This is a genomic window from Mesorhizobium sp. WSM4983 (assembly GCF_029625765.1).
Lineage (GTDB): Bacteria > Pseudomonadota > Alphaproteobacteria > Rhizobiales > Rhizobiaceae > Mesorhizobium.
Window position 1 is genome coordinate 747,898 of record NZ_JARTVM010000001.1, and the last position, 11,649, is coordinate 759,546.

Below are 11,649 nucleotides of genomic sequence, written 5' to 3' on the forward strand. Positions count from 1 at the left end.
CCGAAGTCCTCGGCCTGGAAGCCGACCTGGCAGCTGGCAGTCTTGAGCTTAACCACGACGGGAACACTTCCGGCGTTATCGTTAAGCAGCGGCTACCGGAACGATAAAAGGCCGGACAAACGCCCGGCCTTGCCGATCATATTCAAGGAGTTCTTACTTGATCCGCGCGACGCCGCCGGAGATCTCGACCGTTTCCGAACCGGTCAGCGCTTCGAGATCACCATTGGGCAGAGTGACGAAGCAGCCATTCGGGCAGAACTCCACCGTCTCGCCGGCGGCCAGCGCCAGCTCGGTCTTGCCGCCGCCTTCGGTCACGATCAACGTCCGCGTCTGGGCGTCCTTGTTGACCGCGCTGGCGGCAAAAGCCGAACCGCTAAGGGCCAGGAAAGCGACGGCGGCAACGACAGACTTCCACATTGCAATTCCGGTGTTTCCACACCGCCTCTGTTCAATTTCGCAAGGCATTCTCGCCCTTGGCGTGAGAGCTTATATGAGATGTAACGTGAACCGCAACTGAATGCCGCATTCATGCCACAATCGGCTTCGGCGGCCGCCAAAGCTAGTCGGGGTCGGGCTTGCGGCCTCTTCTCTTGGTTTTAGCCAGACGCGCCTGCTCGGCCGCGGCCTCCGCTTCCAGCCGCTCGCGTTCGGCGAATTCGGCCTCGATCTTGTCGTCGTCGATCGGCCATGACTCACGCTTCTTGCTCTCGACCACGGCGCGGGGCGCCGACGGGATCTCGATGTGCTCGTCTTCGAAGATGTCGAAGATCGCGAAACGGATGTCGTTCTGGACGATGCTGCCGTTCAACACGTCGGCGACGAACACGCGGATCTCGAATTCCAGTGCAGCCGGGCCGAAATTGGCAAACAGCACAAAGGGCTCGGGGTTCTTGAGCACCATCGGATGGGCGCGGCAAATACCGAGCAGGACGGCGTGGACGCGCTTGACGTCGCTGCCATAGGCGACGCCCACCTTGATGTCGACGCGGCCAAGCTTGTTGCGGTGCGTCCAGTTGCCGACCGCATTGTTGATGAGGTTCGAGTTCGGCAGGATCACCGACTGGCGCTGGAACGTCTCGATCTCGGTGGCGCGCACGCTTATCTTTCTGACCGTGCCGCTGATGTCGCCGGCGACGATCCAGTCCCCGACCTTGAACGGTCGCTCGGCAAGCAGGATCAGCCCGGAGACGAAGTTCGAGACGACGTTCTGCAAGCCGAAGCCGATACCCAGCGAAAGTGCGCCGGCGACCAGCGCCAGATTGGAAAGATCGATGCCCGCCGCCGATATGCCGACCAGCGCTGCAAGCGCGACGCCGGCATAGCCAACCGCCAGCCGGATCGAATTGCGCACGCCGGTGTCGACCTTGCCGCGCGCCATGACCGAGCCGTCGAGCCAACCCTGGAACCAACGCGTGAGAAAATAGCCGATGGCGAAAACGACGATGCCGGTGAGGATGCCGAGCACCGAGATGGTCACCGACCCGATGGTCACGCCCGTTGCGAGCTTAAAGGCCCAGGTTTCGATATCGCCGGGCTGGAAGCCCCACATCAAGAGGATCAGCGGCAGGAACACCAGCACGATCATCAGGTTGATGGCGATGCTGACCACCAGGCCGAGCTGGTCGAGCGCGGTGTCCTCATAGCTGGAATTGGCTGACAGCCAGCGCCCGACCGAAGTGTCGGCGAAGCCGCCCTCCTCGCCGATCGCCCGCGCCGACAGGAAGCCGATATAGGCGGTGATCAGCGTGGTGCCGGTGACGACGACCTGAATAGAGACGAAAAGCGCAAGACCGATATAGCCGAGCAGTGCCGCGGCGATTGTGGAGACGCCGAGCCCGATGGCAATGAAGCGAAGCCAAGCCGGCCACGGACGCCACGAGCCGTCCTTCGCCCTGAAAGGCTTCAGCACACCCATCAGGATCAGGATGACGCCCACGATGACGGTGGCAACGAAGCTCCTGGCGATCGTCAGCGACAGCGGCGAGCCCATCTTCTCGTTGACGACGGACAGGAAGTAGTTGAAGCCGAGGACCACGGCCATGGCGGTGGCCAGCCGCACCAGCCAACGCGCCGGTCCGGTTGCGACTGGAATAAGCCGCCAGTTCGGCAGCCGCGGCTCTAGGGCGGCATTGGTCAGCCGGTTGACGCAGAACGCCACCGCGACGACCGAGAGCAGCGCGTTGAGGAATTCGCCGATGTCGCCGCGCAGGACGTTGTAATAGTTGAAGAAGAACACGGTCGAGGCGAGGAACGCGCCGAGCGCCACGGTCGGCAGCAGCGTCGACCAGAACGCCACCGAAAGCCGGCTCAGGTACGACGGCTCTTCGACCGAAGCATCGGCCTCGAAGATGCGGCCGAAGAGACGCCTGCCCCCGATCAGCAGCACGGCCGCCAGCGCCAGCGCCATCAGCGTCGCCGCAAGCATCGCCTGGAACTTGAACTTCAATGCGAAGGTGAGCCAGGACGCCACCGCCTTGTAGAGGCCGGTGAACTGGTCGTGCGCGTCGGAAAAGGCCTGCGGGCTCAGCGCATCGCTCAACTCGTAGCGTTTCGTCAGAACGCTGCGGAAAAGCTGACTGCGTAGCGTGGCGATCCTGTCGACCAGCCCGCTGATGCGGATGGACAGGTTCTGCGCGCCGGCGACCACGGCGTTGATCTCGGCCTTCTCGGCCGTAAGCGCCGCGCGCTCGTTGGCGACGATCGCCGGCTCCGGCGGCTGCCCCTGGGCCGGCGGCGGCCCCAATACCTGGATGCGCGCATTGATGTCGTTGAGGCGCGATCGGAACGCGAGCGCGCTGTTCAGCGCTGCCCGTGAAATATCCTCGAGCTGCAAGCGGATATCGACAAGGCCGGCATCGTCCTGGTCTGGGGCGCTTAACTTCTTCTCCAGTCCGTCGGTCTTGGCCGTCAGATCCTGGATGGCCTTGGTCTGGTCGGCGATGAGCTGCGTGGAGCCCTGGCCGATCGCCTGCGCCATCGCGCCGGGCGAGGGCTGCGCCGCGACGGCGACAATGGCGATCAGGATCAGGCGGAGCAGTCGGAAAATCATGACGTGACGGGCGACTCACGGCCGAAAAATCTTCGAAAATCCTGCCCTTGATAAAGACCGGCCTATCAGGCGGCAAGACGTCTCCATCCGCGGGCCTCGGCGCGGATCGAAGTCGGCCTGTCGAAAAGCGATGGCGCAATCTTGGCTTTGCGCTTCTCGCCTGCTCTATAGTCTGCCGGCTCGCACCAAAAGGACGACAGGAAGAATGGCGGAATACTCAGCCTTTTCGCTGCTCAAGAACGCGCTCAACGGCAACCAGGACTGGAAACCGGCCTGGCGCAAGCCGGACCCCAAGGCGTCCTATGATGTGATCGTCATCGGTGGCGGCGGCCATGGGCTCTCGACCGCCTATTACCTCGCCAAGGAGCACGGCATCACCAATGTCGCGGTGCTGGAAAAAGGCTGGCTGGGCTCGGGCAATGTCGGGCGCAACACCACGGCGGTGCGCTCCAACTATCTTTTGCCGCAGAACACCCGCTTCTACGAACATTCGATGAAGCTGTGGGAGAACCTGTCGCATGACCTCAACTACAACGTCATGTTCTCCCAGCGGGGCTGCCTGAACCTCGCGCACACGCCGGCTCAGCTCGACGACTACGCAAGGCGCGGCAATGCCATGCGTCATCTCGGCGTCGACGCCGAACTGATGAGCGTCAAAGAGATCAAGCGCCTTGTTCCGGCCCTGGACGTTTCGGGCTCGGCGCGATTTCCAATCCTTGGCGGGCTGATGCAGCCGCGTGCCGGAACCGCGCGCCACGACGCCGTCGCCTGGGGCTATGCGCGCGGCGCCGACCGGCGCGGCGTCGACATCATCGAGAATTGCGAGGTCACCGGCTTCCTGCGCGACGGCGACCGCATCACCGGTGTGACGACGACGCGCGGCGATATCCGCGCCAAGAAGGTGGCGCTTGCGGTGGCCGGCAGCACTGGCCAAGTCATGCAGCTTGCCGGCATTTCGCATATGCCGATCGAAAGCCACGTTCTGCAGGCCTTCGTCTCGGAATCGCTGAAGCCGATCATCGGCACCGTTCTCACCTTCGGCATGGGCCACTTCTACATCTCGCAATCCGACAAGGGCGGCCTCGTCTATGGCGGGGACCTCGACGGCTACAACAGCTATGCCCAGCGCGGCAGCCTGCCCGTCGTCGACGAGGTGATGAGCGAGATGCTGGCACTCTTCCCGGGCCTGGCGCGGGTGCGCATGCTGCGCTCCTGGGGCGGGCTTTGTGACATGACGATGGACGGTTCGCCGATCATCACCACCGGCCCGCTGCCCGGCATGTATCTCAATTGCGGCTGGTGTTATGGCGGCTTCAAGGCAACGCCAGCCTCAGGATGGTGCTTTGCCTGGACCATCGCCAAGGACGAGCCGCACGAGTTCAACGCGCCCTTCACGCTCGACCGTTTCTATCGCGGCCTCATCATCGACGACAAAGGCCAGGGCGCGACGCCGCGGCTGCATTAGGTTTCGAATCATATGCTGATCACTTGTCCCTATTGCGGCCCGCGCGATGTCATTGAGTTCACCTACCAGGGCGACGGCAACCGCGAGCGGCCGCAGCCTGCCTCGCAGGATCTCGACGCCTGGAATGCCTATGTCTACGACCGGCTGAACCCGGCCGGCGACCACAATGAGATCTGGCAGCATTCCGGCGGCTGCCGCGCGCATCTGCGGGTGGTGCGAAACACCTTAACCCATGAAATCTTGAGCACTGCCTTTGCCCGTGGCGGACACAAGTCCGCGGGCCACAAAGCGGGAGGCCACCAGTGAGCCCTCGCCGCACAGAAACCGGCGGCCGCATCGACCGGCTGCGCACCATCCGCTTCACCTTCGACGGCGCGCGCTATACCGGACACGCCGGCGACACGCTCGCTTCGGCGCTGCTCGCCAATGGCGTGACGCTGTTCGGCCGTTCGTTCAAATACCATCGCCCGCGCGGCCTGCTCGCCGCCGGCGTCGAGGAACCGAACGCTCTGGTGACGGTGCTGCGCGGCGAGGTGCGCGAGCCCAACATTCCCGTCACCATGGTCGAGATCTATGACGGGCTGGTCGCGGTCAGCCAGAACCGCTCCCCCTCGCTCGCCTGGGATATCGGCGCGCTCAACCAGCTCGGCGGCAAGCTCCTGTCGGCCGGCTTCTATTACAAGACCTTCATGGGACCGGTGATCGGTCCGTTGAAAGGCACGCGCTTCTGGATGTTCTGCGAGCATTTCATCCGCCGCGCCGCCGGCCTCGGCAGAGCCGGCACCGCGCCCGATACCTCGCGCTACGAGCGCATGAACGCCTTCTGCGACGTGCTGGTCGTCGGTTCCGGCCCGGCCGGGCTGATGGCGGCGAAGGCCGCGGCCGACCAGGGCGCCCGCGTGATCCTGGCCGAGCTCGAAGCAAAGTTCGGCGGCTCCGCCAACTGGTCGGGCGAAACCATCGACGGGGCGTCGGCAGCCGACTGGGCGGCGCGCATCGTCGGCCAGCTCGAAGGCAATGACAATGTCCGCCTTCTGCCGCGCACGACGGTGTGGGGCTATTACGACGGCAACACGCTGGCCGCGCTCGAACGGGTGACGGACCACAAGGAAGTTCCGGCCAAGGGCGAGCCGCGCCAGCGCTACTGGGCGATCCGCGCCAAAACGGTGGTTCTCGCCACCGGCTCCTTCGAGCGTCCGCTGGTATTCCCCGGCAACGATCGTCCGGGCGTCATGCTGGCGCATGCGGCCGAACGCTACGCCAATGAATATGGCGTGCTGCCCGGTGAACGCATCGCACTGTTCACCAACAATGACAGCGCCTATCGTTCCGCCGTTGCACTGAAGAAGGCCGGGGCCGCCGTCGTCGCCATCGTCGATGTCCGCAGCGACGTGTCGAACGAGATGAGCAGGCTGGCGAGCCAGGCCGAAGCAGAGCTGCTTGCCGGCCATGCCGTGGTTGCGACCGAAGGCGGCAAGGCGCTCACCGGTCTCAAGGTGCGGCGCTTCGAATTGATGAACGGCGCGCTGAGCGGCGATGAGCGCAGCATCCATGCCGACTGCCTGTTGATGTCGGGCGGCTGGTCACCGACGATCCATCTCGCCAGCCAGGCTGGAGCCAGGGCCATATGGAACCCTGCCAGGCAGGCCTTCCTGCCGCCGCAGCCGACGCAGCGCTGGATCGGCGCCGGCGCCTTCACCGGCAGTTTCACGACCGCGGAAGCCATTGCCGAAGGCCGCGCGGCTGGCCTTCAGGCCGCCGGCGGAAGCGCGTCCTCCGCTCCGCTACTCGTCGTGGAGGCCGTCCCCGGCGAACCGGATCCGGCACCGGTCTTCGAGATCAAGGCCAAGGGCAAAAGCTTCGTCGATTTCCAGCACGACGTGACCGCCGAGGATGTGCGGCTCGCGCACCGCGAGGGCTTCGTCTCGGTCGAGCATCTGAAGCGCTACACCACGCTCGGCATGGCGACCGACCAGGGCAAAAACTCCAACGTGCCGGGCCTCGCCATCATGGCCGAGGCGCTGGGCAAGCCGATCCCCGAAGTCGGTACGACGCGGTTCCGGCCGCCCTACACGGCCGTGTCGATCGGCTCGCTGGCGGCCGAGCGCTTCGGCGACCTGAAGCCCGAGCGGCTGACGCCGATGCACGACTGGCACATCGACAACGGCGCGACCATGTATGCGGCCGGTCTCTGGTACCGCCCGATGATCTACGGTCTCGCCGGCGAGACGGTCGAGCAGGCCTATGTCCGCGAGGCCGCGGCAACGCGTGAGAGCGCCGGCATCGTCGATGTCTCGACGCTTGGGAAGATCGCCGTTCAGGGCCCGGATGCGGCGGAATTCCTCGACCGCGTTTACACGAACATGTTTTCCACCCTCGCGGTCGGCAAGGCCCGCTACGGTCTGATGCTGCGCGAGGATGGGCTTGCCTTCGACGACGGCACCACATGGCGGCTTGGCGAACAGGATTTCCTGATGACCACCACCACCGCCAATGCCGGCAAGGTGATGCAGCATCTGGAGTATTTCCTCGACGTGATCTGGCCGGAACTGAAGGTCACCGTCACCTCCGTCACCGACGAGTGGGCGGGGGCCGCGATCGGCGGACCGAAAGCCAGGGCGATCCTCGCTGCCTGCGTGAAGGGCACGGCCGTCGACAACGCCGCGCTTCCCTTCATGGGCATTGTGCACGGTGAGATCGCCGGCGTGCCGGTGATGATCTGCCGCCTCTCCTTCTCCGGCGAGATGGCTTTCGAGGTCTATTCCGGCGCCGGCTATGGAACGCGCGTTTGGGAGGCTCTCATCGAGGCCGGCAAGCCTTTCGGCCTGGTCGCCTACGGGCTCGAGGCGCTTGGCACCATGCGCATCGAGAAGGGCCACGTCACCGGCGCGGAGATCGACGGCCGCACCACGGCGCGCGACCTGCATCTCGACTGGATGCTGTCGAAGAAGAAGCCCTTCATCGGTTCCGCCATGATGGATCGCGAAGGCCTGATCGCCCCGGACCGGCTGGAACTTGTCGGCTTGATCGCTCTCGACAACCGCGCGCTCAACGGTGGCGGACATATCGTCGAGGAACTCGACGAAGCGAACCCGCACGATTCGATCGGCCATATCACCGCCTGCTGCTATTCGCCGGCGCTCGGCAAATACATAGCGCTTGCGCTTGTCAAAGGCGGCAAGGCGCGCCACGGCACGCGCGCCTTCGTCTCCGATCCGCTGCGCAACCGGTTCGGGCCGGTCGAGATCGTCTCCAACCATTTCTACGATCCGGACGGGAGCCGCATGCATGGTTGAACGACAACTTCCCGAGCGGCAATTGCCTGAGCGCCTGTCGCCGCTTGAACCGGTCTATCATCCAGGCTCGCACGGCAATTTCGAGCATGGCGTTGACGTCATCCTGTCCGAAACGCGGCCGGGCTCGATCCTGCAGCTCGCAGCATGGCCGGGCGAGGAGAAGCGGCTGATGTCCGGCATATACAAGGTGACAGGCCTTGCCCTGCCGGATGGAGCCGGCGGCGGCGTCGTCAACGGCGCGAAAGCCGCGTTCGGATTCGCGCCGGGCAAATTCACCGTGGTTGACGAGGCCGAGGGCCTGGCTTCCGCGTTCACCGGCCTGATCACGCCGTCCATCGGCACGATTACCGATCTCTCGCATGGCCGCACCGCGATTCGCATCGCCGGGCCGAAAGCGGAGTGGGTGATGGCGAAATTCTTCGCTATCGACTTCGCCTTGCCGGCCTTCCCGCTCGGCGCCGGCCGCTCGACCAACCACCACGATGTCTTTGCACAGATCCAGCGCACCGGTGGCGACCAATTCGACATCTATGTGTTCCGCTCCTTCGCGCGCTCCTTTTGGAAGTCCTTGTGCCACGCGAGCGAGGAAGTCGGCTACGAGGTGCACTAAGCGCAATTCCAGGAAACTGCGCGGCGGTTTTCCGTGCCGAATTTGCCTCTGAGCAGGCAGCACTCGGGGATTGGTTCAGCCGGCGCGTGGCACTATCGACTGCCACAACTGCCGCTTGAGCCTTGGGCCAGCGAAGACGATAGATAAGGAACGCGGCTCTCGGAGCCCTCAGCCAACCGGTTCGACAACATCCTTCCATGACCGCAGAGACTACGGCGACAGCCACGACCCGCTTTGCTCCGGCGGGTGACCCGTCGCTGCTGTTGCCGGCGACCGTCGCCTGCGGCGTGTTCATGACCAGCCTCGACCAGAATGTCATTGTGACCGCGCTGCCCGGCATCGGCGAAAGCCTGGGCCGCCCGCCGAGCCAGCTCGGGCTTTTGATCACCGTCTATGTCGCGAGCCTCATCGTCACGATGCCGCTCGGCGGCTGGCTGGCCGACCGCTTCGGCCTGCGCAACGTCTATTGCTTTGCGCTGCTGGTCTTCGCCAGCGCCTCGGCCCTCTGCGGCCTGTCGGAAAACATCTGGATGCTGGTCGGCTCGCGCGCGCTGCAGGGCTTCGGCGGTGCGCTGATGGGCACCCTCGGCCAGGTCGTAATCCTGTCGAGCTTTCCGCGCGACCGCACGCTCAGGATCAACATGTATATTTCGCTCGCCGGCCAGTCCGGCCCGCTGGTCGGGCCCCTCGTCGGTGGCGCGCTGACCACTTACGTCTCGTGGCGGTGGATCTTCTACATCAACATACCGATCGCGCTGACGGCCGCGTTGCTCGCGGCCTCGCTGTTCCCCACGACCACCAAGTCGGTCCGCACGCCCTTCGATTTTCCCGGCTTCCTGCTAGTCGGCGGCGGCATGGCGCTGCTCGTCTTCGGCATGGATTCGCTTGCCGCGAAGGACGCCGCCGCCAGCATCATCGGCGTCGAGCTTGGCCTGGCAATCGCCATCCTCACCGTCGCCGCCTTCTATTGTCTGCGGGCCCGAAACCCTTTGCTCGACCTCAATCTGCTGCGTATCCGCACCTTCCGCATCAGCTTTCTGACCGGCGGCGGGCTCGACACGATAGGGCTAAGCTCCGTTGGCTTCCTGCTGCCGCTGATGTTCCAGCTCGGCTTCGGCATGAGCGCGGTGCAGGCCGGATCGCTGACCTTCGTCGCGGCGATCGGCTCGCTGCTGATGCGCTTCTTCATGCCGCGCATCTTGAACCGCTTCGGCTTCAAGCGGGTTCTGATCGTCAACACGCCGATCGCCGCCCTGCTGGTCGCCGGTTTTGCCTTGATGCAGGAAAGCACGCCTACCTGGATCGTGCTTGCCTACATCTTCGCCTTCGGCCTTTTCCGTTCGGTGCAGTGGGCCTCGACCGGCAACCTCGCCTACTCGGACATCGCGCCCGAGCAGCTCTCGCGCTTCAGCGCCCTGTACTACATCCTTTGGCAGCTGGCGGTGGCGATCAGCGTCGGTCTGGCCGCTGCGATGCTCTCGCTGCTCGCCGGCGGTGGCCAGGCGAGCGTCAACGACTACCGGCTCCTGTTCGTTGTCGAAGGCTTGATCACGCTTTGCGCGCTGCTCGCCTATTTCAGGCTCACCCCGCAGGACGGTGCCCATGTCAGCGGCCATGGCGGGCATATCAGCACGGATTAGCCTATCGGGCTGCGATCCGCGCCGGAGAGCTACTTCGCGAACGTCACCCAGTCTTCGAGCGGCGCGCGGTCGGTGCGGAATTCGTTCTCGGGCTTGGACGTGTCCTCATAGCCAAGCGCCATACCGCAGACCACGATCTCCTCGTCTGGTATGTCGAGCACCGGGCGGATCTGCCGGTGATAGGGCGCGAAAGCCGCCTGCGGGCAGGTATGCAGGCCCCTGCCCCGTGCCGCGACCATGATGTTCTGCAGAAACATGCCGTAGTCGATCCACGAGCCCTTGTTGAGCCGCCGGTCGACCGTGAAGATCAGGCCGACGGGCGCGTCGAAGAAGACGAAGTTGCGGTCGTGCTGCGCCCGCATCCTGTCGACTTCGCGCCGGCCGATGCCGATCGCGCCGTAGAGGCCGAAACCGTTGGCGCGACGCCGGCTGAGATAGGGCTCGAAGAACTGGTCGGGATAGTAACGGTACTCGTCCCATTCGGCCTTTTCGGCGCGGATGCCCGAATTGAGGATGGCGTCGCTGATGCGCTGCTTCACCTCGCCCTTGGTCACATAGACGCGCCAGGGCTGCATGTTGGTGCCCGAGGGTGCCCTTGCCGCGACCGTCAGGATGGCGCGGATTGTGCTGTCGTCGACCATGTCGGGCAAAAACGCGCGCACCGACCGGCGCGACATGATCGCCTCATCGACGATCGCTGCGTCGAGCGTGCTCCGGTCATTCTTCTCCAGCATGGGCCGTCCCTTCACGCATGGCTGGACCCGGCAACCCGATTCCCGCAACGACCATAGGCGAGACACAAATAACTAACTGGTCCTCGACCGGACGCCCCACTCGCGATTCGACGGCGAGGCTTTGCATCAACCGCCAAAATGGCGCAAGCAAATCTTGCGTTGCATGAAAATTCACTTGATTTTTTCATGCACTTGCTTTCTCATGAAATTTGAGCAGATTTTTTCACGAGGAGCGGGTGACCTCGACCGCCATCAGATCGGAGCAGGACAATGGCGAGCGGCTGCTGGCCGGCGACATCCGCGCGCTGCGCAAGGCCCGCGGGTTGACGCTTGCCGAGATTGCTCTGAAGCTCGACCGCTCAGTAGGCTGGGTCAGCCAGGTCGAGCGCGGCTTGTCGATCCCTTCGCTTGGTGACCTGCGGGCCTTCGCCGAACTCTTCGGCGTGCCGCTCAGCCTGTTCTTCAGCCATGATGTGCCTGCCGAAGAGGAGCGCGGCGTGGTTGTGCGCGCCGGCAGCCGTCGCTCGCTTGGCACAAGCGAATCGGGCCTCGTGGAGGAGCTTCTGTCGCCCGATCTTGGCGGTAGCTTCGAGATGCTGCGCTCGGTCTTCGCGCCGGGCGCGGAATTGAAGACCGAAGCGCGCCGCCCGACCGAGGAAGCGGGCTACGTCGCGTCGGGCACTTTCGAGCTCGAGATCGGCGGCGTCTGGCATCGGCTCAGCGAAGGCGACTCGTTCCGCTTCGAAGGCAAGCCGTTCCGCTGGCGCAATCCTGGCGCCGACCCGGCGGTCGTCATCTGGGTGGTTTCGCCACCGGTGTACTGAACCAATGCATGCCGCCCAAAACTGTGCCGCG

9 protein-coding genes are annotated in these 11,649 nt (G+C 64.5%); 6 read left to right on the plus strand and 3 right to left on the minus strand.

Annotation, left to right across the window (positions count from 1 at the left end):
- Nucleotides 1-153: 153 nt before the first annotated feature.
- Together P9254_RS03800 and P9254_RS03805 are read right to left on the minus strand one after the other, a co-directional pair.
- The gene (locus P9254_RS03800) at nt 154-417 is read right to left on the minus strand and encodes a hypothetical protein (RefSeq protein ID WP_066999629.1); all 264 of its coding nucleotides are present in this window, start codon (nt 415-417) and stop codon (nt 154-156) included.
- Between the two features lie 142 nt (nt 418-559).
- Nucleotides 560-3,049 carry a mechanosensitive ion channel family protein gene (locus P9254_RS03805; protein ID WP_127243163.1) on the minus strand — a complete coding sequence of 830 codons (2,490 nt, stop codon included), beginning with the start codon at nt 3,047-3,049 and terminating at the stop codon, nt 560-562.
- A gap of 205 nt (nt 3,050-3,254) precedes the next feature.
- On the opposite strand from P9254_RS03805, the gene P9254_RS03810 reads away from it, so the two are divergent.
- From P9254_RS03810 to P9254_RS03830, 5 genes are all read left to right on the plus strand, one after another.
- Nucleotides 3,255-4,514, plus strand: coding sequence for a sarcosine oxidase subunit beta (locus P9254_RS03810; protein ID WP_095780816.1), 1,260 nt, complete (start codon nt 3,255-3,257; stop codon nt 4,512-4,514).
- 12 nt (nt 4,515-4,526) lie between these two features.
- A complete protein-coding gene (locus tag P9254_RS03815) occupies nt 4,527-4,820 on the plus strand; it encodes a sarcosine oxidase subunit delta (RefSeq protein ID WP_067329272.1) in 294 nt (97 codons plus the stop codon).
- Nucleotides 4,817-7,810, plus strand: coding sequence for a sarcosine oxidase subunit alpha (locus P9254_RS03820; RefSeq protein WP_127239516.1), 2,994 nt, complete (start codon nt 4,817-4,819; stop codon nt 7,808-7,810). The genes P9254_RS03815 and P9254_RS03820 overlap by 4 nt, the downstream gene beginning before the upstream one ends.
- Before the next feature lie 22 nt (nt 7,811-7,832).
- A complete protein-coding gene (gene soxG, locus P9254_RS03825; RefSeq protein WP_127239524.1) occupies nt 7,833-8,420 on the plus strand; it encodes a sarcosine oxidase subunit gamma family protein in 588 nt (195 codons plus the stop codon).
- A 197-nt stretch (nt 8,421-8,617) separates the two neighbouring features.
- Nucleotides 8,618-10,060, plus strand: a complete 1,443-nt coding sequence (locus P9254_RS03830) for an MFS transporter (protein WP_278053682.1) — start codon at nt 8,618-8,620, stop codon at nt 10,058-10,060.
- Between the two features lie 29 nt (nt 10,061-10,089).
- On the opposite strand, the gene P9254_RS03835 is transcribed toward P9254_RS03830, so the two are convergent.
- Nucleotides 10,090-10,794, minus strand: coding sequence for a nitroreductase (locus tag P9254_RS03835; protein ID WP_278053681.1), 705 nt, complete (start codon nt 10,792-10,794; stop codon nt 10,090-10,092).
- Nucleotides 10,795-11,030: 236 nt separating this feature from the next.
- On the opposite strand from P9254_RS03835, the gene P9254_RS03840 reads away from it, so the two are divergent.
- Entirely contained in the window at nt 11,031-11,618 is a 588-nt protein-coding gene (locus P9254_RS03840) for a helix-turn-helix domain-containing protein (RefSeq protein ID WP_176477717.1), read from the plus strand.
- Nucleotides 11,619-11,649 lie beyond the last annotated feature (31 nt).